Genomic DNA, 25,791 nt, shown 5'->3' with positions numbered 1-25,791 from the left:
AATACTAACAACTATCCCAGTGTAGAGACAATAAAAAACGCCCGAGTGTTGAGCTCGGGCGTTTGTTTTATTTTGTTGTCGTTAGCCTTGGATACCAACAATCAGCCAAGGTGCATTTGGCGTAGTTAGGTCACGCTCTAAGTGCCAGATATCTTCGATATTCTCTTCAACACCTTCTACCGAATCACGGTAACGACCACTGAACTGCAGGCTAAGCTGAGCTTTAGTTGCATCGTAATCAGCGCGAACAATTTCCGCGTCAACATACATTACGTCTGTGTGTTGCTCACCGTCTAGTTTTGCGCGTTCAGCTTTAAGGTCTTCAAACAAGCTTGGAGATACATACTCTTCAATCGTATCTAGCTGATTGTGATTCCAAGCACCTTGCAGAGTTCGGTAGTGCTCACGCGAACCATTGATAAATGCGACTTGGTCAAAGCCCGGTGGGTAGTTGTGTGGTACATCACTCTGTGCACTGAAACCAAAGCCACCTTGTGAACCAGTTTGAGGCTGCTCAAAGTTATGAACGTTTGGCTGTTCAAACTTCGGTGCATTGCCACCAAACGCGGGTTGTTGGCGATGCTGGTTCATACTGCCCTTCTTAGCACCTAATAACCCGCGCACGAGTTTGAAGATAAGGAAAGCAATAAGACCCATAATCAGAATATCCATAAACTGGATACCTTCAAACGCGCCACCAAAGAAAGCTGCAAGCAAGCCACCAGCCAATAAGCCGCCTAGAATGCCGCCCATTAGACCTTTTTTACTTGAACTTTTAGCCGCTGTTGTCTGATCTTTACCAACAGTGCTTGTATTTTGAGTTTGTTGCTTTGGAGCTGGAGCAGTATTGTAGCTTTTACCTAAAGACTTACTGCCACCAAACTTTTTCGCTTCAGCTACTGGTGTAATAGCAACAGAAACCATCAGCAAAGCAACGAGAGAAAACAATCGTTTCATATTTATCCTTTCGGGTTCTTTCGAGATAAGAAATTCTAGTTATACTCTCATAATAATGGTTCGTGCTCTGTAAGCAAACTAAATACTCACTCGCACTTGTATCAGAATATTGCAAATTGAGGTTGACTGAGTTGACGCTAGTGGGCTTCACTTATTAGAATATTGAACGATGTTCATTTAAAAGTTTTAACCATGGCCAGACGAAACGATCATACAAGAGAAGAACTTATCGAACTTACCTTAAATACAGTAAGGGAGTTTCTAAGTGAAAATTCATACCACGAACTCAGTTTGCGAAAAATCGCGAATATGATCGGTTACGTGCCCAGTACACTGGTTAACGTGTTTGGGAATTACAATTTACTGCTACTTCATGCTGTGGCTCAAACCTTGGATGAACTTTCAAGTGAAGCACGATCCTCAGTATGCGAGAACGATGACCCAGAAACGGCTTTGTATAAACTCGCCTACTGTTATCACGACTTTGCACACAAGAACCCTTACCGTTGGCAATTAATTTTTGAGCACAACATGAATGGTGAGCCTCTTCCCGAATGGCAAGCCGAGCGTATTAGTAATATGACTGGCATGCTCGAGTATCTTCTAAAAGTTCTTGCACCAGAAAGAAGCGATGAAGAAGTGCTAGAAGCGAGTCGAGTGCTTTGGTCTGGTGTTCACGGTATTACTCTTCTCAGTGTTGATGATAAGTTCTTCGCTTCATTGCCTATTGATGGTAAGCAACTTATTGACAACTTACTGGCCAACTATCTCACCAACTGGAAGTCAAATCCTGAAGGAACCTAGGTAAACATGCCGAACAGTCAGACATCTCTTTTAGGGCAGAAGCGATTCCTGCCCTACTTCATTACACAGTTTTTTGGTGCATTTAACGACAACATATTCAAAAACGTTTTATTGCTGTTTGTGGCTTTTGCTGGCGTAGGCGTCCTACCCATCTCAAGCAACCTTTTTATCAACCTTGCTGCTGGCCTATTCATTCTGCCTTTCTTCCTTTTCTCAGCCTCAGCGGGTGTTTTAGCGGATAAGTACGAAAAGTCGTGGTTTATCCGCAAAGTAAAGTTGGCCGAAATTGGCATCATGTGTTTAGGGGCGATCGGTTTTATCACCGAGAGCTACTTAATTCTACTGCTGCTGCTTTTTCTGATGGGTACTCAGTCCGCATTCTTTGGTCCTGTTAAATATGCGCTTCTTCCTCAGCAGCTGAAACAAGACGAACTGGTTCCCGGCAACGCGCTTGTTGAGACAGGTACTTTCCTTGCTATTTTGCTCGGTACATTAGGCGCAGGTGTTATTGCATCGGCAGAGAGTGCTAAGTATTGGGCGGCTGGTTCCGTCGTTCTGTTCGCGTTGTTTGGTTATATCGCGAGTCGCTCAATTCCTGAAGCTCCGGCGTGTGCCCCTAATCTTGCATTTCGCTGGCAACCCGTTAAGCAAACCAAACACACCATTGCGATTGCCAAAGCCGACAAAACAACGTTCCAGTCACTCATGGCAATCAGTTGGTTTTGGTTTTTGGGTGCTGCATATCTCACCCAATTTCCTAATTTCACCAAGATTTATCTAAACGGGAGTGAAAGTGCGGTTTCTTTCTTGTTAGCCCTGTTTTCGGTGGGTATTGCTATTGGTTCGTTAGCATGTGACAAACTGTCTAACCATAGAATTGAAGTCGGAATTGTACCCATTGGCAGCCTAGGAATTACCTTGTTTGGCTGGCTAATGGCAAGTTCTGTCCCTGAATCGCTGCCAGAATTTGAAACGTTTGCCGAGTTTGTTGCTTATCAGCCGTTATGGTCGGTATTTGCCTACCTGCTATTGCTTGGCGCATCCGGTGGTATCTTTATCGTTCCGTTGTACGCTTTAATGCAGCAACGCGCAAAACCCACGGAACGAGCGCAAGTCATCGCGGCGTTAAATATCTACAACTCGCTCTTTATGGTTGGTAGCGCGGTGCTCGGCATTATTTGCCTGACTGTGATTGAAATGAGTATTCCTCAGCTGTTTATGCTGCTTGCTGTCATGAATTTGATGGTTGCTGTGTATCTCTTCATGCAGCGACCCGTTTTTGTGGTGCGATTTTTGGTCTGGGTGCTGACTCATACCATGTACCGAGTCACACACAAGAACTTGCATCACTTGCCACAAAAAAGCGGCGCGCTGATTGTCTGTAACCATGTTAGTTATATGGATGCGCTACTGCTTAGTGCGGTATGTCCAAGGCTTATTCGTTTTGTCATGGAAGAAGAGTACGCCAATCTGCCTGTTTTACGACGCTTTTTGAAGCGAGCTGGTGTGATCCCAATTTGTGGGTCAAATCGTAGCTCAATCCGCCGTGCGTTCAGCGAGGTTGAACAAGCATTAGCAGACGGTCACATCGTTTGTATCTTCCCTGAAGGAAGGCTAACAACCGATGGTGAAATGAATGAGTTCATGCGTGGGATGGATATCATCCTAAAACGCAGCCCTGTACCTGTCATCCCCGTCGCGTTAAAAGGCTTGTGGGGCAGCTACTTTAGCCGCTACAAAGGTAAAGCGTGTAAGGGGTTGCCATCGCGTTTCTGGTCTAGGTTAGAAATAGAAGCGGGTGAACCTGTACCTCCGAAGCTAGCAACAACCACCTTAATGCACGAAAAAGTCTCTGCTCTACGTGGGGATTGGCGCTAACCACTCATGCCCACCACCTTGTTCAAATTTAATGAACAGGTGTTCAAATCATTCAATTATCTTTACCGAAAGAAGTCACTTAAACTAGGGCTTCTTTCGGTTTGAGTCTGTTTTGAGCAATGAATAGTTTTAAAAAGCAATCTCCTTTTTGGCTTGCCTTAGTCATTTGTTTGTTCCCGTTTATCTCTTCACCCACCGCGCTAGTCATTGGTTTTTTGCTGGCGTCGTTAGGTGTTGTACCTGCACAACTCAACCTAGCTAAATTTACCAAAAAACTGCTCGCTTACTCGATTGTTGGCTTGGGGTTTGGTATTCAGTTTGAACAAGCACTTTCCGTTACATCCGATGGGATCGGCATCATCGTCACCACCATTTTTGGTACTTTACTCATCGGTTGGTTTATTGCGAAAGCGATTGGTTTAAATAAAGAAACGAGCTACTTAATTTCTGCGGGGACGGCGATTTGTGGCGGTAGTGCCATCGCTGCAGTATCGCCTGCTATCAAAGCTAACGATGAGCAAATTGGTCTGTCGTTGGCGACGGTCTTTGTGCTGAACTCCGTCGCGCTATTTGTTTTCCCGGTGATTGGGCACGCTCTCAACTTGGATCAGCATACGTTTGGTACTTGGGCGGCAATCGCCATCCACGATACATCATCAGTCGTAGGCGCGGCCTCTGCTTACGGCGAAGAAGCATTAACAACGGCGACGACACTTAAACTCGCTCGCGCTCTATGGATTATCCCGGTCGCTCTATTTAGTGCTTTTTTGTTTCGCAATGATTCCAAGAAAGTCACCATTCCATACTTTATCTTGTTTTATTGCACAGCGATCGCGTTTAGTGACCTACTGCCACAATTTGAAGTGGTGTATCAGAGTATTTTTGAGGTGGCGAAGAGAGCGCTTGTGGTGTGCTTATTCTTGATTGGCTGCAGTATTTCAGTCGAGAAACTCAAAGCTTCCGGACCAAAGCCTCTACTATTCGGTATTACGTTGTGGGTACTTATTTCTACGCTATCCCTTGCGTGGCTAACGTTACGCTAAATATCGTCTGGTTTAAACGTGACCTTTTTGTGTCGCGTTTTCTTTATGCTGAACACCAAGCCGAGTACCAAAACAAACGCTGACAACTCTGCTAGCGATCGTGTTAACCCGTCGCTCTGCGTTGCTACAATCACTTGAAGCACAATGGCTAAAATCAGTATCACTTTCATTGCTGCGTCTTATATCTATATCCATACTAGAACACAACTATTATGAGATAGAGTTATAAGACGACTAAATTATCTTTTGGACTATGAAATCGCGAAATTAACTAAGTTTTGTTTCGAGCCACTGCTTAACTCGGCTTCTTGGCACTTTAATGCCATCAGCAAGTAACGCCTCTGGCATTGAATAGTATGCGTCTGGCCATTTGAAGCGAGTCAGTCCTCCGAGTGTTGACTCGATTTCAGACTGCGTTAAATCTATGCGAGTTTGGATAACTGCAACGGGTCTATGACCAAACTCTACATCCGCAATGGGAACAACGACAGACTGAATGATCTCTGGGTGCTTATTCAATTCCGCTTCGATCTCCTCGCAATGGATGTTCTCCCCTCCGGAAATAAACAAGTTGTCTGCTCTACCGATAATCTTCAACTCGCCCTCAACCCATTCACCTAAGTCTTTACTGTCAAACCAGCCGCCTTCACGCAATGGCATCAAAGTCCCTTTACAGTAATAACCAGACGCCAGCGTCTCACCGCCGATGTAAATACGCTGCCCTTTTAACATCACTTGTCGATTAGGTAATACTTTACCTGCGCTGTAATGCTGGTCGATTGGTTTGGCAGTCACTGTCGAAGCCGCTTCCGTCATGCCGTAGCCTAACCATGTTTCGATACCTTGTTCGGCAGCCCTCTGGCTGAGTTCGAGGGGAATATGACTACCACCAAGAAGCACATGAGTTAATGCAAGTGGCTGATCACATTCTATTAATCGCTTTAACTGAGTCGCCACTAACGAGGCATGAGATACGCCGTTGATGTCATCAAGCAGGTTTCCAGTGCCGATTTTCAGCGTTGCCCCTGCGTATAACCAACGATAAATGATCGATAACCCTGACACATGGTACATCGGCAAGCTAAGTAACCATGTGTCGCCCTGTTTGAAATGAAATTGCTGTAACAGACCCGATGCTGATGCTAAATGCTGCTTAGAGGTATGAGCCACCGCCTTTGGTGCGCCCATTGAACCAGAAGTGAAAATAATGGATGCGAGGTTACTTTCATCATAGTCATGCTTTGAGATGCTTGAGTGGGCGTCAGAATCGTTTATCGTCACATAAGTATTAAGTGATTCATAAGATTGAGCCAACCAGAGTTTGCGATCATTGGGGTCGGCGTAAAGCGCATCCAGCTTGAGTTTTAACTCGCGTTCCGTTTGCGGCATTGTGAGTGCGCATATTGCGCCAATTTCTAAACAAGCAAGATAGGTAAACAGCAGTTCTGGGCTATTTTTACCAACACAAGTCAGCACATCATTTTTTTGTATGCCTTGCGCTATTAAAGAAGCGACTACCCTATCGATTTTTTCTTTGAGCTGACGCCAAGTGTAATCTGCCTCAGGTGTGGATAACGCTAACAAAGATGGGCTCTGCTGAGCCCATTTATTAGGTAATGAGTTTTGCTCTGTCATCAGCACTGCCAAATAAGCGCTTGTTCAGACAAAGACGAAACTGGCAATTCACAACCTGGCCATGCGACTTCAAGCTGCTGGGCAAACAAACCTATTGTGTCTAAACCCGGCACTTCTTCCGGCAATTGCCACTGCGCCAGTCTAGCTAACTGAGTAAGGCCTAAGCTGGATTCAATACTTGAGCTAATGATCGCTTTGATACCCAAAGTTTTGGCTTTTTCTATCAAACCAATACAGCGTTCAACCGAACCAATCACCGTCGGTTTAATGATGATGGCCTTTGCGCCGTTTAGATCCTGAAGCGCAAAGCTCTCTTCCTTAATCGCATGCTGAAGCGTTTCATCCCACGCAATGGCAATACCAGTGTTAATCGCAAACGAGAAACTATCACCTGGCGATTGGCAAGGCTCTTCGATAAACGCGATCCGCTGACGAAGAGACGGCGCAATTTTGTTTGCAAACTGCTGCGCTTTTTCAGCCGTCCAAGCGCGGTTTGCATCTAAACGTAGTGAAAGATCAGGAATGGACTCTAAAAACAAGTTCACCAGCATGCCATCACGAATCGGCTCATACAGACCCACTTTGATCTTTGCTACCTTGTCACCCTGCATGGCATTTAGCTTAGGCAGCAGCTCATCTGGATCACCAGTACAAAGTGGCGCAGCCTGATAACATCCCTCTTCAGGTAAAATCTTATCCAGTTCTAATTGCGCCATTGAAATACCGAACGCAACCGATGGGTGTAACTCATCTAGATGGAGCTCTTTTCCCTGCTGCCAAAGGGCCAATTGTTCAACAAGTTGGGAGTATGCCTCATCCATCGATTCTAGGCTGAAACCCGGCAGCGGAGCCACTTCGCCTCTACCTAATTGGCCGTCCTGCACTAATTCAACAATAAACCCTTCACGTACCGTCAGCCTTTGTTCACGCAGTATCACGCCACTGTCCATCGGCAATTCATAGCGATACAGTTTGGCAGATCTCATACCAATATTCCCTTTTGTTATCTCGATAAAATTAGCGGTTTTTATGTTTACGGAATGTCTACAGAATTTAATTCCGATAGCCCCATGACCGGAGCTATCGTTAATCCACAGATAAAACGCGTTATGGGTTACGAGGGAACTTGTTAAAGTCCGGACGACGCTTCTCGTTAAAAGCGTTACGCCCTTCCTGACCTTCTTCGGTCATGTAGAACATCATGGTCGCGTTACCCGCAAGCTCTTGCAAGCCAGCCTGACCATCACAGTCGGCGTTTAGAGCAGCTTTCAAACAACGTAGCGCCATTGGGCTATGCTGTAGGGTTTCTCGGCACCAACGCACGGTTTCTTTCTCTAGATCTTCGACAGGAACAACGGTATTCACCAGCCCCATGTCTAATGCTTCTTGTGCATCGTAGAAACGGCATAGGAACCAAATTTCGCGTGCTTTCTTCTGACCAACAATACGCGCCATGTAAGAAGCACCCCAGCCACCATCAAATGAGCCTACTTTCGGGCCTGTTTGACCAAACTGTGCATTCTCTGCGGCAATCGTTAAGTCACACATCATGTGTAGAACGTGACCACCACCGACTGCCCAACCCGCTACCGATGCGATCACTGGCTTTGGACAAGTACGAATCTGGCGTTGAAAATCCAGCACGTTTAGGTGATGAGTACCCGATTCGTCTTGGTAGCCGCCGTAATCACCACGAATCTTTTGGTCACCACCAGAACAGAACGCTTTTTCACCTAAACCTGTCAGAATGATAACGCCAACACCTTCGTCATAACGAGCATCAGCGAGTGCGTTAATCATCTCTTTGACGGTTTGAGGACGAAAAGCATTGTGTACTTGAGGGCGAGCAATGGTGATCTTCGCAATGCCATCTTCTGATTTATGATATTGAATATCTTCATATTCACCGGTGCAGTCGTTCCAGTAAACGGGTGCGTAGAGTTCTTCTTCTGAGATACCAACTGTTTTTGACATGGTGATTCCTGTTTCTTTCCCTAGCTCACTCACTTAACTAAACCGTTAGGTGAGTTTGGATTTGAGTGTAAATAATCTTTGCGAATGCCGCTGGTTGCTCCCAATGAGCATTATGTCCGGCTTGCGCCACAGAGCTAAAAGACAAACTACTTTGTTTCGCCAACTGGCTAAATTTGTCGTCGTCTTCGCCAAAAATATAGTGCGTTTTAACGTCCGCCTCTTTTATCGAGTCGAGTAAATATTCTTGTTTAGCGAGCGATGTTGCCATCAACATATTCGCCACCGCAGAGCCAAGATTAACACTGCGTTTAGTGACCAGTTCTTGTCTTTGCTCATGCTTTAGTGAGCTAAATATCGGTTGCTGATACCAATCGTTCAAAACCTGTCCAATTGGATCATTGTTGAATCTATCCGCCCAGTGTGAATCATTTTTCAGGCGGATCTGTTTATCCTCTTCAGATTGCAAACCAAAGTTCCCCCCCTCAACAATCAATTGTTGAATATTGAGTGAAGAAAAGTAGTGGTGTGCTACACCAGTCATTGCAATACGAGCACCAAGGGAATAACCGACTAATACTATAGGGCGATGAGAAGCGATCTGGGTAAGGAGTGCGTCAGATATTTGATTGCAACAATCTCTAAAGCTGTTACATGATTCCAACGCACTCAGGCCATGCCCCGGTAGATCGACGGTGATCGTTGGCCACTCATTCAAATGCCCTAATGCGGGTTGCCAGTCTTCTCCTGATCCCAGTAAACCATGAAGAAACACAATCACCGGACCCGAGGTTTCATGTAAATTGGAACTAATTCGACTGTACAGCATAAACTTGTTGGATAAATTCTTTCAGTTGTTGAGAGGCTTGCTCAGGTGGCGTCTGTACTTCAACCAATAACGCCCCTCTGCCAAAGTTAAGATGCTCTGTGAGTAAGCTCTGGTAGTCATCCAGTGTTTCAGGCTTAGCGTAAGCAAGATTAAATTGCCTAGCGGCGAACTCGAATTCAAACCCGTGAGGCATTTGATAGAGAGCTTGCTTTTGCTTCTCTGGTACGGGCAGAAGATCAAATATCGCACCACCATCATTGTTGGTTACGACGATAACGACCGGGGTTGTCGCATTACTCAATAGTGCCAAAGAGTTTAAATCGTAAAGCAGTGACGTATCACCGATATAAATCACCATCGGTAATGAATTCGCACGTAAAACGCCCGATGCGGTCGCAATCAGACCGTCTATCCCAGATGCACCTCGGTTGCTATAGACTTGGTGTCCATCCACTCGACTAAACATATCCACTAAGCGAACAAACAAACTGTTGCCCAGAAAGATTTGCGATTCTCTCGGTAGTTGATTGACCGATAACGCCAGCGCGATTTCCGTCAATTTGGTATCGGTTGATAAATGCAGTGCGGCTAACTCCGCCAACTGTGTCGCAAACGGAACCACGCCATCGGCCCAGTTTGATTGTTGCTCAACTAAGACAGGAATGGCTGTCCTGAAGGCTTCTAACCAAGAAGAGATGTCGCAAACATGGTGAGTTTGCATTAAATGCGTTTGATTGTTGCGATCAAAGCTTGGCGAGACGTAATGATACTCAGCATTGCGAAGTTCGACTTGCTGACGTAGCCATTGATTCAAACGCTTAGAAACAATTCGCGATCCAAGCTGAATGATCAGCTCGCATTGGTTAAACATTTCCGCTTTATCGGCATTCTGTAACCAAAGGTCATAATTTGCCCACGCTGAGGTTTGTCCTGATTGAGGATCACACAGTATTGGCCAGCCCAGTTTTTCCGACAGCTGCTTGGCTTTGTTCGCCTCATCCAGCGTGACACTACCAAGGATAATCACGCCTTTTTTGCATACAAAATCAGCCACTTGAAAGTTAGGTTCTGCTTGCGCTGATACCTTACGCGTAAAGGTTTTCGAACACTGCCACCAGCTCTGCACACCATCGATATAGTCTTGATGATTCGATTTAGGTTCATCGCTATATAAAGGCTCAGGAAACGGGCAATTAATATGAATGGCACTGCCCTTTTGCGCCTGTTCGAACATGATTTGATCGATAGAGGAGAGCAGCCACTTCAGGGGTATATTGAGCGAAGGGCTCGGTAGTTCTAGCGTGGCTGACACATGAGAAGAATAAATGCCGGACTGGTTGATCGCTTGATTCGCGCCGCAAGCGATAAGCTCAACCGGGCGATCAGCGGTAAGCACCACCAGCTTTTCTCCAGTCAGTTTTGCTTCAGCGATCGCAGGTAATAAGTTCGCGACCGCAGTACCAGAGGTGACAACAATCGCAACTGGTCGCTTTGAGGCTTTGGCCAGACCAAGCGCCAGAAAACCTAAACCACGCTCGTCAAAATGGGTATGTAGGGTCAGTTTGCTGTTTTCGTCTGCTTCAAGTGTCAGTGGTGTCGAGCGTGAACCCGGTGCCACACAGATATCCGTAACACCAAAACGGGTTAATTCTTCTAAAATCGTTTGGCACCAAATACGATTGATGACTGCCTGTGAATTTGGATTGGTACTCATTTATGACGCGACTCCAAGTGGCGCGTGATCAGAAATCAGAGACAACAAGGTCGACATTTTCTTATCAAGCTCTTGCCATTCATGCTCTGCCACAGAACCCGGTACAATGCCTGCACCAGCAAACAGCTGAACTTCATCGCCCAAAACCAAAGCACTGCGAATCGCAACACAGAACTCTGCTCGCTGATGGCTAATAAAGCCCATTGAACCTGCATACCAACCGCGGGCAAAAGGCTCATGCTGCTGAATAAATTCCATCGACTCTTTACGTGGTAAACCTGCCACTGCCGCCGTTGGTTGCAAAGCGCTCAACAGCTGGACGCCATTAATGCCTTGCTTAAGGTTCGCATGAATGCTGCGTTTAAGGTGCTGCACTTTGCGCAGGCGTACCAATCGCGCTTCCTCTTCCACACTCACTTGTTCTGAATGTGGCGTCAAACGCTCAATGATGTCATCAACCACATATTGGTTTTCATTCAGGTTTTTGCTGTCGTTAGCTAACCAATTTGCCAACTCCATATCGTGGCTGGCATTTTTGCCACGACCAATCGTGCCTGCAAGCGCTTCGGTATAGAGATCTTGCCCTTGGCGTGCATACAATCGTTCTGGTGTTGAGCCGATAAAACTGTGGCGTTTATCAAGAGACAACATAAAGTGGAAACTATGGTGATTCTTCAAGTAACTCGCTTTTAAAAACTGAGAGGCACACAACGACTCATCCAGCATGACTGATGTTTTTCGCGCCAGCACCACTTTCTTAAACTCATCGTTTTCAATACCAGTGAGCACTTTCTCGACTAACTCAGCCCATTGCTGTTTGCACGGTGTATGTTCGATATGCTCAACATGGGCAGAGACAGGTGGCAGTAAACTGACTTCAAACTGCAATTTATAAAGCGCGGCCAGTGTGCGGTGTTTCTCGGCGGTTAGATTCACTGCCAGAGATAACTGTTCGTCACAACGAATCAATTCAATTTGCGGTAGAAAGAAGAGCGACGACATACAGCGACGATTTTTGTCGGTATGACCATCAAAAGAGCGCCCGCCCCAAATGCGTTGCTCGCCAGAAAGAATCGCATACGCTGGCGCCGGGTCAACAAAGGTATGTAGCTGCCCAAGTGCGACCACTTCTTCACGTGTGTCACGAGACTGCCAATAAAACTTAGGGAATAGTGGCTGAGCTTCTAGCCAATCGATGAATGCAAAGTCAGGTTTTTCCTCAAGAATTTGAACCAAACGGGTAACTCCGTCTTCTACAGCCTTGACGCGTTCAATTAGCTCACTAACGGCTTGATGAAAGTATGACAAATCAGCCTCGTATGCATGGAGATTATTATTTATTGTAAACCGCTACTCTATTAATAGACCCTATTCAAATCAAGGTTGTCTCGAATGTTTTGCATAATCCTGTGATAATGAGCGTGCTACAAACACGAAATATCCTTCCTGAATCCAGATTTTTATTCTAAAGAATCTATTTTTGATGTAGCTTAATAAAGAATTACAATTAATTTTAGGTTTTATTCAATGCAAAATATCGGGATGTCGTCAAAACTCGACAATGTCTGCTATGACATTAGGGGGCCTGTACTCAAACATGCTAAACGCATGGAGGAAGAAGGGCATAAAATACTAAAGCTGAATATTGGGAATCCCGCCCCATTTGGCTTTGACGCCCCTGACGAAATCCTGGTCGATGTTATTCGCAACCTACCGACCTCTCAAGGCTACTGTGACTCAAAGGGTATTTACTCAGCTCGTAAAGCCGTTGTGCAGTACTATCAGCGTAAAGGTATTCGCTCTTTAGATGTTGAAGACGTCTATATCGGTAATGGCGCGTCAGAGCTTATTGTTATGGCGATGCAAGCGCTACTTAACAATGGCGATGAAATGTTAGTACCAGCACCAGACTACCCATTGTGGACGGCATCTGTGTCATTGTCTGGTGGTAAAGCTGTGCATTACATCTGTGATGAAGAGTCCGACTGGTACCCAGATCTTGACGACATCAAAAAGAAGATCACACCAAAAACGCGCGGTATTGTTCTGATCAACCCGAACAACCCAACGGGCGCGGTGTACAGCCGTGACTTCTTACTGGAAGTGATTGAGATTGCGCGTAAGCACAAGCTGATCATTTTCGCCGATGAAATCTACGATAAAGTGCTTTACGACGGTGCGACTCACACTTCTATCGCCACTCTGACAGAGGATGTGCTGGTTGTAACGTTCAACGGCCTGTCAAAAGCGTACCGCGTATGTGGTTTCCGTGGCGGTTGGATGTTCCTGACTGGGCCTAAACATCAAGCTCAAGGCTACATCAACGGATTAGAGATGCTTGCTTCCATGCGCTTGTGTGCCAACGTGCCGATGCAGCACGCAATACAAACCGCATTAGGTGGGTACCAAAGTATCAATGAGCTGATCCTGCCGGGTGGTCGCCTACTTGAACAACGTGACCGCGCGTATGAACTGATTACGCAGATCCCAGGTGTCACTTGTGTGAAACCAAAAGGGGCGATGTATCTGTTTCCTAAAATTGACACCAAGATGTACAACATCAAAGATGACCAAAAAATGGTGCTCGATTTCTTGATTCAGGAAAAAGTCCTTCTGGTACAAGGCAGCGGCTTTAACTGGCCAAAACCGGACCATTTCCGCATCGTGACACTTCCTCACGTTGAAGACCTAGAAATGGCCATCGGACGCTTTGAAAGATTCCTGTCTACATACAGCCAGTAGTAATTAGCGCCTAACTTACATATTCTTAAAGGGTACTCATTGAGTGCCCTTTTTTGTTGTCAGGGAATCGATTTATGCAAAAACTTTTATCAGAAGAGAAACCAAAAGAAAGTCATTTTTTTGCCCATCTAGCACGTATGAAACTCATACAACGCTGGCCGTTGATGCGTTCAGTCTCCACCGAAAATATTTCTGAGCACAGTTTACAAGTGGCCTTTGTTGCTCACGCTTTAGCCGTCATCAAAAACAAAAAATTTGGTGGAAAGTTAAACCCCGAACGGATCGCCCTACTAGGTATGTACCACGATACCAGTGAAGTGCTGACGGGTGATTTGCCGACGCCAGTCAAATACTTCAACCCAGAAATCGCCAAAGAGTATAAAAAGATTGAAGCCATCGCAGAAAAACGCCTGCTCTCTATGCTGCCTGAAGAATTTCGAGAAGATTTCGCGCCTTACTTGGTTTCTGAGTCCACTCACCCAGAAGACGCGTCTATCGTCAAACAAGCAGACACAATCTGCGCTTATCTAAAATGCCTAGAAGAGTTAAGTGCGGGCAACCACGAGTACGCACTGGCTAAAAAGCGCCTTGAAGTCACCTTAAAGGAGCGTCACTCGCGTGAAATGGAATACTTTTTGACCGTCTTCGCGCCAAGCTTCGAGTTATCTTTAGACGAAATCAGTTAATCATGTTCAACTAAGAGCAGTAACCCTGAAAAACTGACAGAAACGAATAACTCTCACTAAATCTGTCACTTAAATACATTAACGTATCTGTACGTAAATAGTTTTGGTACGTAAAAGTTTGGAAGCCTGTTTATGACGTTTAATATCAGCGATTTATGGCACGAACGCCATGACGATGAACACAAGATTCGCCGTGATGACCACCGTAGCCCTTACCAACGAGATCGTGCGCGTATTCTTCACTCCGCTGCGTTTCGTCGTCTGCAAGCGAAAACACAGGTTCATGGCAATAGTTTTGATGATTTTCACCGCACGCGTTTGACTCACTCACTGGAAGCCGCTCAATTAGGGACAGGCATTGTTGCGCAGATAAAAAAGAAACAGCCTGAGTTTCGCGATTTACTGCCCAGCGACAGTTTGATTGACTCGCTTTGCCTTGCTCATGATATTGGCCATCCACCCTATGGGCACGGCGGTGAAGTCGCTCTGAATTACATGATGCGTGACCACGGCGGGTTTGAAGGCAACGCACAGACCTTTCGCATTGTGACGAAATTGGAGCCTTACACCGAACACTTTGGTATGAACTTAACGCGCCGCACACTTTTGGGCTTGGTAAAATACCCTGCACTCATCAGTGAAACCCGTGCCGAAGTGATGCCAAAAAGCGTTTCACACCAGCGTAAACTGCGTGCTCGTGAATGGATGCCAGCCAAAGGGCTCTATAACTGCGATAAAGGCTTATTCGACTGGCTACTAGAACCGTTAAGCGACAATGATAAAGCGCTATTTAGCCAAATGCGCGATGAAAAATTTGCCGCTCATGAGCATAAAAAGACCCGTTATAAATCCATCGACTGCTCAATTATGGAGCTGGCTGATGATATCGCATACGGCGTGCATGATTTGGAAGATGCCTTAGTCCTTAGCATGGTCAATCGCCACCAGTGGATTGAGGGTGCAGCCAGTAAGCTCGCGGAATGTGGCGACCCTTGGTTTGAAAAGCACATTGACTCCATCACGGAAATGCTGTTTTCCGGCACCCATTTTCAGCGTAAAGATGCGATTGGGGGCATGGTCAATGCGCTGCTGACCAGTATTTCGATTAAACCTGTTGATGCGCCATTCGAAAGTGAGCTACTGGCATGGAATGCTTACCTTGAAGCGACGATGGATAAAGCACTGGAGATCCTAAAACACTTCGTCAGTGAGTATGTGATTCAAGTACCGCACGTTCAGGTCGTCGAGTACAAAGGCCAACAAATCATTATGGATATTTTTGAAGCACTGAGTGCCGACCCGGAAAGATTGCTGCCGATACAGACTCGTCAAAAATGGATTGAGCGCAGTGATGAAAGCGCAGGCTACCGCGTTATCGCGGATTACATTTCATCAATGACCGATGGGCATGCACAAAGACTCCATCAACAGTTGTTCTCTTCACATTAAAGAAACCGTCACTCCCCAGTAAGTACTCAAGGGAGTGGCGGCTTATTCGCTGCTTAGCATATCAATCAGACATTGTCGGTCAGCCGTAGTTTTTTTCGAAAACGCCAGGCGGCATCTGCTTGATTTGAAAATCAATCATCTGATTAAACGATTCGATAAGCGGCGAAAAATCTTGTTCTGGCTCTAACAAAGACAAAATGTGATAACCCGCCTCCACCGTAGACAAGCTATTATCACTTGGCGCTTTGCGAATCCGGTAATTCCCTTGCAGATCCTCGGGTAACTTGATTAACGGCAATGAGTGCAGATTGCTTGATAGCAGCCACATTTTGTACGCTTTTTTCCAGGTTCCGTCGAGCAAGATAACACGAACTTTCTCACCATTATTGAGTTTGTCTGCCACTTGGTTGTGGGTCAACGCGCCTTCGCCGGGGTAAAGGATAAAATGGTGGTATTGGTTATCGCTGAGTAGTTGGTTCAGCGCTTCATGCTCAGTGAAATCCTCTCCGACAAAACAGTGACTGTTCTCCAATGAGAGCGTTAATATCCGCGCCGTTCCCATCGGTCTGTTTGTTTCGCTTGGATGCTGTAAGATGACCAACTCAACATTCGATGTTAGTCTTTGTATCCATTTACAAATACAAGCTTTTTGTGATTTTCCACATTGAGAACAGTATCGGGACATAGTGTGCGCTTATTTATTTCGTTAATCGCTATCAGCTTAGTGTGTTTAGGGCTGCAATTTGAGCCGTTGGCATCTTGGGCTGACTGGCATCGCATGTTAATTTTAGATGGTCAGTGGTGGCGAATCCTATCAGGAAATTATACCCACACCAACTTTGCGCATCTTGGGATGAATCTCGCCGCGCTTTGGGTGATCACTTTTATCTTCAAACCTTCTGCAAAATCATTGCTTTTGACATTATCTGCCTTGACGCTGGCGGTCGGGTTATTGAACTTCTTCAGCGACATGCAAAACTACGTCGGACTGTCTGGCGTTCTACACGGGCTATTTGCTTGCTATGCACTTAAAGAAGTGTTGGATGGCAGAAAGAGCAGTTGGCTGTTAGTTCTTGGCGTTATCGCGAAAGTGACGTGGGAGCTTACAATGGGCGCGTCCGAATCTACCAGCGAGTTAATCAATGCACGTGTTGCCGTGGAGTCCCACTTATTTGGTGTCATCAGCGGACTTTTGTTTACAGCGGCTATGCATTACGCACCTCAACTCAACATATTAAAAAAATCTCAGCGTTAATTTCAGTTGATGTTCCTACCTAAAGGGCGCAGAATGGCGCCCTTTTCTCAGTAAGTAAATTGTCTGAGAACATCCCCCCAATTTATACAGAGATCAATTTATGGGTTTTACCTCTTTAGGCCTTTCTGCCCCAATTCTTAAAGCTATTGAAGAACAGGGTTACGACAAACCGTCTCCGATTCAGGAGCAAGCTATCCCAGCCGTATTAGAAGGCAAAGATGTGATGGCAGCAGCGCAGACAGGTACAGGTAAAACCGCAGGCTTTACACTGCCGATTCTTGAGCGCCTCGACAACGGTACTCGCGTAAAAGGCAATCACGTTCGTGCTTTGATCCTAACGCCAACTCGTGAACTCGCGGCTCAGGTTCAAGAGAACGTGTTTAAATACAGCCGTTACCAACGCCTGACCTCTACCGTTGTGTTTGGCGGCGTGAAGATTAACCCACAAATGCTGAAGCTGCGCAAAGGCTGTGACGTATTGGTGGCAACGCCAGGGCGTTTGTTGGATCTTTACCAACAAAATGCGATTAAGTTCGACCAACTTGAAGTGCTGGTTTTGGACGAAGCTGACCGCATGCTAGACATGGGCTTTATCCGCGATATTCGTAAAATCCTTAACTTGCTGCCTGCTAAGCGTCAGAACCTGTTGTTCTCTGCCACCTTCTCAGCCGAGATCCGCGAGTTGGCAAAAGGCTTGGTGAATGATCCTGTAGAAGTATCGGTTAACCCAGAAAACTCCACCGCAGTGACGATTGAACAGTCGATTTACCCAGCAGACAAACGCAAAAAAGCGCCGATGTTGGTAAAACTGATCAAAGATGGCGATTGGAAACAGGTATTGGTTTTCTGCCGCACCAAACACGGTGCGAACCGCTTGGCGTTCTTCCTAGAGAAAGAAGGCATTACTGCCGCACCGATTCACGGTAATAAGAGCCAAGGCGCTCGTACTCGCGCATTGGCCGATTTTAAATCCGGTGACGTTCGCGTTTTGGTTGCTACTGATATCGCCGCGCGTGGTATTGATATTCCTCAGCTGCCTCAAGTGGTGAACTTCGAGTTGCCAAACGTGGCAGAAGATTATGTGCACCGTATTGGTCGTACTGGCCGTGCGGGTGAAGTTGGCAAAGCTATCTCTCTGGTTGAAGCAGACGAAGCTGGCGAGCTATTTGCGATTGAGCGCTTAATTCAACAAGTGCTGCCACGACTTGAGTTAGAAGGCTATAAGCCAGTAAATGAGCTGCCTGAGTCGAAGCTGGACACGCGTCCGATTAAGCCGAAAAAACCTAAGAAACCGAAAAGGCCAAAAACAGACCATGCGGACGGTCAACGCTCTGGCGATAACGCACGCGGCCATAAGCCAGCGGGTAAAAACAAACGTCACTTTGGCCACAACAAAGCCAATAACGATGGTTCAAATAAAGGCAATCAAGGTAAGCGCGGAGAAGCGAAAGCGGGCGCAGCGAAGAAGCCAACTCGCCGACCGTCTAAGCCAAAAGCACCGCGAACCACTGCTTAGCCCAAATAATCTCAGTCTGTAAAAATCAAAAAAGCGCCTATCTTCGGATAGGCGCTTTTGTTTTTAAGTCATTTAAAGCTATGTGAGATTACATAATCGGGCGCTGGCCACGGTCGATCAGTTTCATCAGCACGTTGTCTGCCGCGTCACCAGCAATGCCTGCCAGTTTAGACGCCAGTTTTTTCTTCTCAACGTAATGAATCGCCAGTACGGTTTTGTCTTTACACGCTTCCACGACGATGTCGTCAGAGGTTTTGATTTCGTCAACTAAGCCAAGTTCGTGTGCTTGAGTACCAAACCAGTGTTCACCCGTTGCAACTTTATCGAGATCCAAGGCCGGGCGATGGTCACGGATAAAGTTCTTAAACAAGCCGTGTGTTTCTTCCAGCTCTTCTTTGAACTTCTCACGCGCTTTGTCGGTGTTTTCACCAAACATAGTTAGCGTACGTTTGTACTCGCCTGCGGTTAGCTGTTCAAATTCAATATCGTGCTTTTTCAATAGCTTATTGAAGTTTGGTAGCTGAGCAATTACGCCGATTGAACCAACGATAGCAAATGGTGCAGAGACAATCTTATCTGCGATACATGCCATCATGTAACCACCGCTTGCCGCGACTTTATCCACCGCAATCGTCAACGGAAGACCAGCGGCTTTGATGCGGTCTAGCTGAGAAGACGCCAAGCCGTAGCCGTGAACCATACCGCCGCCAGACTCAAGACGCAGTAGCACTTCATCGCCTTCACGTGCAACCGCTAGGACAGCCGTCACTTCTTCACGTAGCGAGGCCACTTCTTTCGCATCGATACTGCCTTTGAAATCCAACACAAACAGGTGAGGTTCGCGCTGCGCGTCTAGGTCGCCCTCTTTGGACGCCTTCTTCACTTCCTTCTCACGCGCTTTGGCTTTTTCTTTCTCTTGTTTCTTTTCTGCTTTATCACGCGCTTTCAAAAACGCATCGTCATGCAGGTAATGCTCTAGCTGTTCAACGGTGTTTTTGTGTTGCTCTGTCAGGTTCGTAACTTCCAATTCCCCTTTCGCAGCACCACTCTTTCCGCTTACGGCTTTAGCAATCACTAAAATCGCAATTACTGCGACTACAAAAGTCACAATCTTGGCTAAAAACAGCCCATAGTCCAACAAAAATTCCAATGTGATATCCCCTCATATGCGAATTAGTGTATTGTAACCACCTTGTCACGAAGACTTAAAGCAGAACATTACAAAAGGATACACATCGTGGAATATGCTGTTTCTTCAGATGCCCTAAAAGGTAAAGTCATTCTCGTTACTGGTGCTGGTGATGGTATTGGTAAACAAGCCGCTATCTCCTACGCGCAACATGGCGCTACCGTTATCTTGCTAGGCCGCACAGTGAAAAAACTGGAAGCAACCTACGACGAAATCGAAGCCGCTGGTTATCCTCAACCGGCGATTATCCCTCTGGATATGAAAGGCGCAACTAAGCAGAATTACATCGACATGGTCGATACGATCGAAAGTCAGTTTGGTCGTCTTGATGGCGTACTTCACAACGCAGGTCTACTTGGTGTGCTTAGCCCATTTGATCAAATCGGCGAAGATACTTACGACGATATCATGCAAGTGAACGTTAAAGCTCAATTTCTGATGACTCAAGCGGTGCTGCCTCTGCTACATAAGTCGGAAGACGCGCGCATTGTCTTTACCTCATCTACCGTTGGTCACAGTGGCCGCGCTTACTGGGGTACTTACGCGATGTCTAAGTTTGCCACTGAAGGCATGATGCAGATCTTAGCGGATGAACTGAGTGACACTACGATCCGTGTTAACGCGATTAACCCAGGCGGTACGCGTACGGCTATGCGTGCAAAAGCCTACCCTGCTGAAGACGCAGAGCTGCTGAAAACGCCACAGGATATCATGCCACTTTATCTTTACTTGATGGCGCCAGAAGGCAAAGCCGTTAATGGTCAGTGCATCGACGCGCAGCCAAAATAATCGCCATACAGTAAGATTATTTAATATTTAGAATCAACGCCTTGTGAGCTAACTCTCAGCTGACAAGGCGTTTTTTTATCCGTCTGATATACCTACCTCTTGCCGTCGTTCTATAATAATTTATACTGTACAAATATACAGGCATCTTATTATGTATGAATTGATAGAACATCTTAAGCAGAAACAATGGCTTTGGCAGGGTAGCCAAACTCCTAAATCAGAAGAGCACTACTCGACTGGCTACGATCTTCTCGATCGTAAATTACAGGGCGGCTTTCCAAAACATGGCGTAGTCGAGCTACAAACACCACAAGGTATTGGCGAGCTGCGCTTATTGACGCCGCACTTAAAACGCACCAGCCACGAGCGTTTGTCTGTGTTTATTCAGCCTCCGGGCTACCTCTCTGCTGAACAGTTGTCAGCGGAAGGACTCGACGCGAATAAGATCCTATTGATCTACCCAAAAACGGCGAAAGAAGCACTTTGGGCTGCTGAGCAATGTTTAAAAAGCGGCGCGTGCAGCAACGTATTGTTGTGGCAAGCCGACTTGGAAGTTCATCAAGCACGACGCTTACAAGTCGCGAGTGAAACGGGGAATTGCCTCTCTTTTCTCTTCAAAGCCGAGCGAAAGAGTCTGTTTTCTTTGCCTGTCAGTTTGAGCATGACGCTACTGCCCCACGCCTTGGGAGTGGAAGTCACCATCACCAAACGTAAAGGCGGCTGGCCGCACGCCAGTTTTGTGCTCGATATGCGCGCGTTATGGCCATCTTTGACGCTACAGCAGCCAGATCCGGTTGTGATTCCTTTTCCTGCGCGTAAGCAAGGTTAAGCATGCAAGTTTGGATCTATCTTCACTTTCCTGCGTTGCAGCTCGATGCGCTCTATTCCGACGAGTCCGATAAACCTTTGGCTATCGTCGAATCAACACGCTTTAAGGTGGTGCAATGTAATACGCTGGCCGAAAAACAAGGTATTCAGCACGGCATGGGCTTAGGCAGTGCCAGCGCCTTGTGCCACCAGCTTCAAGTTCACCCGTATGATGGGAAGATTGAACAACAAACGCTGCATGATATTGCCCAATGGCTGTATATGGTCACGTCCGATATCGCGTTGTTTCCACCTCAAGGCTTGCTGCTTAAAGCTACGGATATGTTGTCGTTATACGGCGGGTTAGAGACGTACTGGCAACGAGTCTCACAGCACTTAAATCAACTTGGTTTCCGCTATTTTTCTTCGAGCGGCTTTTCCCCTTTTTCGGCCATGTTGTTGGCAAAGTCAGGGCGTGCCTTACTCAGTCAGGATAAGACGAAAATTCGTGACACCATGAACCATTTTCCGCTCACTGCCACCGAACTGGAAGACAAGCATGTTGAAAAGCTGTCACGTGTCGGAGTTAACACGCTACAGGACTTACTCAGCCTGCCGATGCAAGACATTGCCCGCCGCTTTGACATTGAACTGGTGAACTATGTAGGGCGTCTATTAGGGCAATTTAAGCACCCGATTGAGTTTTATCATCCGCCGGAAAAATTCCACAGTTACTTAGAGTTGCTGTTTGATATCGAGAATATTCAATGGCTAGAAAAACCGTTGACCAAACTGCTCGACAAATTGGAGCTGTTTTTAACTCTGCGTAACCAAGTCGCTTATGAGTTAGAGCTCACCCTGCACCAACGAGATTATCCAGACGGCAAGATTCGTTTTACTTCTGCTTGTGGCGACTACTACGCCGAGCGCTGGCTGCGCTTATGCCAGTTGACGATGGAGTCACTCAAGCTGGATGCGCCTGTACACGGCTTGACGCTGAAGTTAATACGCGGTGGTGAACTGGAAGCCACCAGCCAAGATATATTTGCCGGCCACAGAGGTCAGCAAAGTGAATTGGAATTGATTGGTTTATTGCAAGCCAAGCTGGGCAAAGACAGCGTTCGAAAAGTGGCGTTAACTGGCGATCCAAGACCTGAAAAATCGACCCTACTTTGTCAACCGGACTCTTATCAGCCGGGTACGTCCATCCCAATCACGCCACAAGTGAAACGTCTGCGCCCGTTTATGATGCTGCCGACACCAGAACCTTTGGCCGAGCAAATCTCGATCATCCAAGGCCCAGAGCGCTTTGTAACGGGCTGGTGGGACGGCGATGAAATGACGCGTGATTACTTTATCGCCCGCAGTCAAACAGGCCGCTGGCTTTGGGTTTTTAGAAACCAGCAAAGGCAATGGTTTCTGCACGGACTGTTCAGTTAGCGGAGCGCAATAATGAAATACGCCGAACTGTTTTGTCAGACCAACTTTTCTTTTCTCAGCGGAGCATCGCACGCAGAGGAGCTTATCCTGCAAGCAGACTTTCTCCGCTATCACTCATTAGCGATTACCGATGAGTGCTCGGTCGCAGGCGTAGTTCGCGCCTATACCGCGATGAATCAACATCAACTGGCGATCAAGCTGATCATCGGCAGCATGTTTTGGCTCAATCAGGAGTGTCAGGTCGTGCTGCTTTGCCCAAACCGTGAAGCCTATGCCGAGTTATGCCGGATCATCACCAATGCCCGCAGACGTTCAGAAAAAGGCCAATACCAGCTTTCTGAATGGGATTTGATGTCGGTAAAACATTGTTTGTTACTTTGGCTTCCGAGTGACAAACCCAGCGATAGAAAATGGGGACAATGGCTCTCACAGCACCATAATCACCGCCTATGGCTCGGCGTACAGCGCCATTTGGATGCCAAAGACAAAGCCTACTTACAGCATTGTGAGCGTCTTGCGCAGGAGCTTTCTCTGCCTATCACCGCTTGTGGTGGCGTACTGATGCACACTGCCACGCGATTACCTCTGCAGCATGTGCTTACCGCAATCAAGCACGGCAACAGTGTTGACCACATGGGAGCCGACTTACTCACCAATACTGAACGCACTCTGCGCAGTAAAGACAAACTCGCCAAGCTGTTTAAGCCTGAGTGGCTTGACGAAAGTGTGCGTATCGCTGAGCGCTGCCAATTCTGTTTGAGTGAGCTGAAATATGAATACCCAAGCGAGTTAGTCCCAGACGGTGAAACGCCAATGAGCTACCTACGCAAGCTCGTAGAGAAAGGCAAAGCGATTCGTTTTCCAGAGGGAACATCTGCTCTGTTAGAAGGCACCATTCATAAAGAGCTTGAGCTTATTGAGGAGCTGAATTACCCGTTTTACTTTTTGACTATTCACGACATTGTGATGTTCGCCAAGCGAAACCGGATTCTCTACCAAGGACGCGGCTCTGCGGCGAACTCTGTGGTGTGTTACTGCCTTGAGATCACCGCTGTCGACCCACGACAGATCTCGGTGTTGTTTGAACGTTTCATCAGTAAAGAGCGCGATGAGCCGCCGGATATTGATGTCGACTTCGAGCACGAACGCCGCGAAGAAGTGATTCAATACATCTATCAAAAATACGGTCGTGAACGCGCCGCATTAGCTGCGACAGTGATCTCGTATCGCTTTAAAAGCGCGGTACGTGATGTCGGCAAAGCGCTGGGGATAGAAGAAAGCCAACTCGATTACTTTATTAAAAACGTGAACCGCCGCGACCGTTCTCTCGGCTGGCAAGCGCAGATTACCGAGCTTGGCTTAGAACCATCTTCGATGAAGGGCGAGCAGTTTATTTCACTGGTTAACGAAATACTCGGCTTTCCACGTCACCTTTCCCAGCATGTGGGTGGCTTTGTCATTGCCGCTGGGCCACTCTATGAACTAGTACCCGTCGAGAACGCCGCGATGGCAGATCGAACCGTCATCCAATGGGACAAAGACGATTTAGAGAGCTTAAAACTGCTCAAAGTTGATGTCTTGGCACTCGGCATGTTGACCGCTATTCGTAAGTGCTTTGATTTGGTCAAACGACTGCATCACACCGAATTATCCATTGCGGAAATTACCCGCAAGCAGGATGACAAAGACGTATACGGCATGATTCAGAAAGCCGATACCATCGGAGTGTTTCAGATTGAATCGCGCGCACAAATGAGCATGCTGCCAAGGTTAAAACCCAAAACGTACTACGACTTGGTGGTACAAATTGCGATAGTCCGTCCCGGCCCAATCCAAGGCGATATGGTGCATCCGTTTTTAAAACGCCGTGATGGTATCGAACCTGTCACCTACCCTTCTAAAGAAGTTGAAGAGGTGCTCGAGCGCACCATGGGCGTACCTATCTTTCAGGAACAGGTGATCAAACTGGCGATGGTTGCCGCAGGTTTTAGCGGCGGTGAAGCAGACCAACTGCGCCGCGCCATGGCCTCATGGAAGAAAACCGGTGACTTGGTCAAATTTAAGAATAAGCTGATCGACGGCATGCTCAGCCGTGGCTACGAACAAGAGTTTGCCGAGCGGATTTTTGACCAAATTATGGGCTTCGGCGAATACGGTTTTCCTGAGAGTCATTCCGCTTCTTTTGCGGTTCTGGCTTATTGCTCGGCATGGCTGAAATACTATTATCCTGAAGCCTTTTACGCCTCCCTGCTTAATAGCTTACCTATGGGGTTTTACAGCGCCTCACAGTTGGTGCAAGACGCCCGCCGACACAATGTGTTAATACTGCCTATCTGCGTGAACCAGTCTTTACACGATCATCAGGTGGTGCGATGCGGGAAGCAGCTCGCGATTCGTCTTGGCTTTAGACAAGTCAAAGGCTTTAGCCCCGACAGCAGCCGACAACTGATAAAAGCCCGCGCGGGCAAAGGGTTCAGCCATCCCTCGCAACTGAAACATATTGGCCTGAGCCGTCGTGATATTGAACTGCTCGCTTCCGCCGATGCGATGCAATCTATCGCCAATAACCGCTACCAAACTCGCTGGTCGATGATGGATTCGTTATCCGATTTGCCATTATTCAGTCAGGTAGAAGAGCCGGAACCTTATACGGTGCAAGCGCCGTCAGACGTTCAGACCTTATTGGAAGACTACGCCGCAACGGGACTTTCTTTAAATCAGCACCCGATCACTTTGCTCGACCAAGCTGGACAACTCGGCCGTTTTTGCCGTATGCAAGAACTAGTAGAAAAACCGCACCAATCGTTAGTGACAGTAGTTGGCGTCGTGACAGGTAAACAAGCACCGGGTACGGCCGCGGGGGTGACATTTTTCACTCTTGAGGATGATACAGGGAATATGAATGTTGTCGTGTGGCAAGCAACAGCCAGAGCGCAAAAGCAAGCTTATTTGACCGCTAAAGTGTTAATGGTAAAAGGCACCTTAGAGCGTGAAGGCGAAGTCACACACATCATCGCAGGCCGACTGATTGATATGACAAATAAGCTGCAAGGGCTACAAAGTAAATCACGGGATTTTCATTAGTCC

The 25,791-nt window shown here is 46.9% G+C and carries 22 protein-coding genes; 12 read left to right on the top strand and 10 right to left on the bottom strand.

The genetic code is table 11. The annotated features are described in order from the left end of the window. Positions 1-81: 81 nt before the first annotated feature. Positions 82-957, bottom strand: a complete 876-nt coding sequence (locus tag NP165_RS04805) for a Tim44 domain-containing protein (RefSeq protein ID WP_257085180.1) — start codon at positions 955-957, stop codon at positions 82-84. Between the two features lie 192 nt (positions 958-1,149). Here NP165_RS04805 and NP165_RS04800 point away from each other — a divergent pair, with 192 nt between their 5' ends. The 3 genes from NP165_RS04800 to NP165_RS04790 all read left to right on the top strand — a co-directional run bounded on the left by NP165_RS04800 (position 1,150) and on the right by NP165_RS04790 (position 4,682). After that, the gene (locus NP165_RS04800) at positions 1,150-1,761 is read left to right on the top strand and encodes a TetR/AcrR family transcriptional regulator (RefSeq protein ID WP_257085179.1); all 612 of its coding nucleotides are present in this window, start codon (positions 1,150-1,152) and stop codon (positions 1,759-1,761) included. Between the two features lie 6 nt (positions 1,762-1,767). Then, a complete protein-coding gene (locus NP165_RS04795) occupies positions 1,768-3,639 on the top strand; it encodes an MFS transporter (protein WP_257085178.1) in 1,872 nt (623 codons plus the stop codon). Between the two features lie 119 nt (positions 3,640-3,758). Next, positions 3,759-4,682, top strand: a complete 924-nt coding sequence (locus NP165_RS04790; protein WP_257085177.1) for a YeiH family protein — start codon at positions 3,759-3,761, stop codon at positions 4,680-4,682. Here the strand turns inward: NP165_RS04790 and NP165_RS04785 are convergent. The 7 genes from NP165_RS04785 to NP165_RS04755 form a co-directional block, all read right to left on the bottom strand. Continuing rightward, entirely contained in the window at positions 4,679-4,852 is a 174-nt protein-coding gene (locus tag NP165_RS04785; protein WP_257085176.1) for a hypothetical protein, read from the bottom strand. The genes NP165_RS04790 and NP165_RS04785 overlap by 4 nt on opposite strands. A gap of 97 nt (positions 4,853-4,949) precedes the next feature. Then, entirely contained in the window at positions 4,950-6,317 is a 1,368-nt protein-coding gene (gene menE / locus NP165_RS04780; protein ID WP_257085175.1) for an o-succinylbenzoate--CoA ligase, read from the bottom strand. After that, entirely contained in the window at positions 6,317-7,303 is a 987-nt protein-coding gene (gene menC, locus NP165_RS04775) for an o-succinylbenzoate synthase (protein WP_257085174.1), read from the bottom strand. The genes menE and menC overlap by 1 nt, the downstream gene beginning before the upstream one ends. 121 nt (positions 7,304-7,424) lie before the next feature. Beyond that, positions 7,425-8,291 carry a 1,4-dihydroxy-2-naphthoyl-CoA synthase gene (gene menB / locus NP165_RS04770; protein ID WP_257085173.1) on the bottom strand — a complete coding sequence of 289 codons (867 nt, stop codon included), beginning with the start codon at positions 8,289-8,291 and terminating at the stop codon, positions 7,425-7,427. 37 nt (positions 8,292-8,328) lie between these two features. Next, a complete protein-coding gene (gene menH / locus NP165_RS04765) occupies positions 8,329-9,117 on the bottom strand; it encodes a 2-succinyl-6-hydroxy-2,4-cyclohexadiene-1-carboxylate synthase (protein WP_257085172.1) in 789 nt (262 codons plus the stop codon). Beyond that, complete coding sequence (gene menD, locus NP165_RS04760; protein ID WP_257085171.1) at positions 9,098-10,831, bottom strand: 2-succinyl-5-enolpyruvyl-6-hydroxy-3-cyclohexene-1-carboxylic-acid synthase; 1,734 nt, start codon at positions 10,829-10,831, stop codon at positions 9,098-9,100. The genes menH and menD overlap by 20 nt, the downstream gene beginning before the upstream one ends. Then, positions 10,832-12,139, bottom strand: coding sequence for an isochorismate synthase (locus tag NP165_RS04755; protein WP_257085170.1), 1,308 nt, complete (start codon positions 12,137-12,139; stop codon positions 10,832-10,834). 219 nt (positions 12,140-12,358) lie between these two features. On the opposite strand from NP165_RS04755, the gene NP165_RS04750 reads away from it, so the two are divergent. The 3 genes from NP165_RS04750 to NP165_RS04740 all read left to right on the top strand — a co-directional run bounded on the left by NP165_RS04750 (position 12,359) and on the right by NP165_RS04740 (position 15,708). After that, complete coding sequence (locus NP165_RS04750) at positions 12,359-13,573, top strand: pyridoxal phosphate-dependent aminotransferase (RefSeq protein WP_257085169.1); 1,215 nt, start codon at positions 12,359-12,361, stop codon at positions 13,571-13,573. A 74-nt stretch (positions 13,574-13,647) separates the two neighbouring features. Beyond that, positions 13,648-14,259 (top strand): 5'-deoxynucleotidase, encoded by a 612-nt coding sequence (gene yfbR / locus NP165_RS04745; RefSeq protein ID WP_257085168.1) that lies wholly within the window; start codon positions 13,648-13,650, stop codon positions 14,257-14,259. Between the two features lie 132 nt (positions 14,260-14,391). Then, positions 14,392-15,708: an anti-phage deoxyguanosine triphosphatase gene (locus NP165_RS04740; RefSeq protein ID WP_257085167.1), complete on the top strand. Its 1,317-nt coding sequence runs from the start codon at positions 14,392-14,394 to the stop codon at positions 15,706-15,708. 79 nt (positions 15,709-15,787) lie between these two features. On the opposite strand, the gene NP165_RS04735 is transcribed toward NP165_RS04740, so the two are convergent. Further along, positions 15,788-16,393, bottom strand: coding sequence for a tRNA-uridine aminocarboxypropyltransferase (locus tag NP165_RS04735; RefSeq protein WP_257085166.1), 606 nt, complete (start codon positions 16,391-16,393; stop codon positions 15,788-15,790). Positions 16,394-16,396: 3 nt separating this feature from the next. Here NP165_RS04735 and rrtA point away from each other — a divergent pair, with 3 nt between their 5' ends. Continuing rightward, positions 16,397-16,963, top strand: a complete 567-nt coding sequence (gene rrtA, locus NP165_RS04730; RefSeq protein WP_257085164.1) for a rhombosortase — start codon at positions 16,397-16,399, stop codon at positions 16,961-16,963. A 100-nt stretch (positions 16,964-17,063) separates the two neighbouring features. Then, positions 17,064-18,479: a DEAD/DEAH box helicase gene (locus NP165_RS04725; protein ID WP_257085163.1), complete on the top strand. Its 1,416-nt coding sequence runs from the start codon at positions 17,064-17,066 to the stop codon at positions 18,477-18,479. 88 nt (positions 18,480-18,567) lie between these two features. On the opposite strand, the gene sohB is transcribed toward NP165_RS04725, so the two are convergent. After that, positions 18,568-19,629 carry a protease SohB gene (gene sohB, locus NP165_RS04720; protein ID WP_257085162.1) on the bottom strand — a complete coding sequence of 354 codons (1,062 nt, stop codon included), beginning with the start codon at positions 19,627-19,629 and terminating at the stop codon, positions 18,568-18,570. An 87-nt stretch (positions 19,630-19,716) separates the two neighbouring features. On the opposite strand from sohB, the gene NP165_RS04715 reads away from it, so the two are divergent. From NP165_RS04715 to NP165_RS04700, 4 genes are all read left to right on the top strand, one after another. Then, positions 19,717-20,457 (top strand): YciK family oxidoreductase, encoded by a 741-nt coding sequence (locus NP165_RS04715; protein WP_257085161.1) that lies wholly within the window; start codon positions 19,717-19,719, stop codon positions 20,455-20,457. Between the two features lie 151 nt (positions 20,458-20,608). After that, the gene (gene imuA, locus NP165_RS04710) at positions 20,609-21,286 is read left to right on the top strand and encodes a translesion DNA synthesis-associated protein ImuA (protein WP_257085160.1); all 678 of its coding nucleotides are present in this window, start codon (positions 20,609-20,611) and stop codon (positions 21,284-21,286) included. A gap of 2 nt (positions 21,287-21,288) precedes the next feature. Further along, positions 21,289-22,704, top strand: a complete 1,416-nt coding sequence (locus tag NP165_RS04705; protein WP_257085159.1) for a Y-family DNA polymerase — start codon at positions 21,289-21,291, stop codon at positions 22,702-22,704. Between the two features lie 12 nt (positions 22,705-22,716). Next, positions 22,717-25,788, top strand: coding sequence for an error-prone DNA polymerase (locus NP165_RS04700; protein ID WP_257085158.1), 3,072 nt, complete (start codon positions 22,717-22,719; stop codon positions 25,786-25,788). Positions 25,789-25,791 lie beyond the last annotated feature (3 nt).

Source organism: Vibrio japonicus, assembly GCF_024582835.1.
GTDB classification, from domain to species: Bacteria; Pseudomonadota; Gammaproteobacteria; order Enterobacterales; family Vibrionaceae; genus Vibrio; species Vibrio japonicus.
Note: the sequence above shows the minus strand (reverse complement) of the source record. Positions and strands in the feature narration are given on the sequence as shown.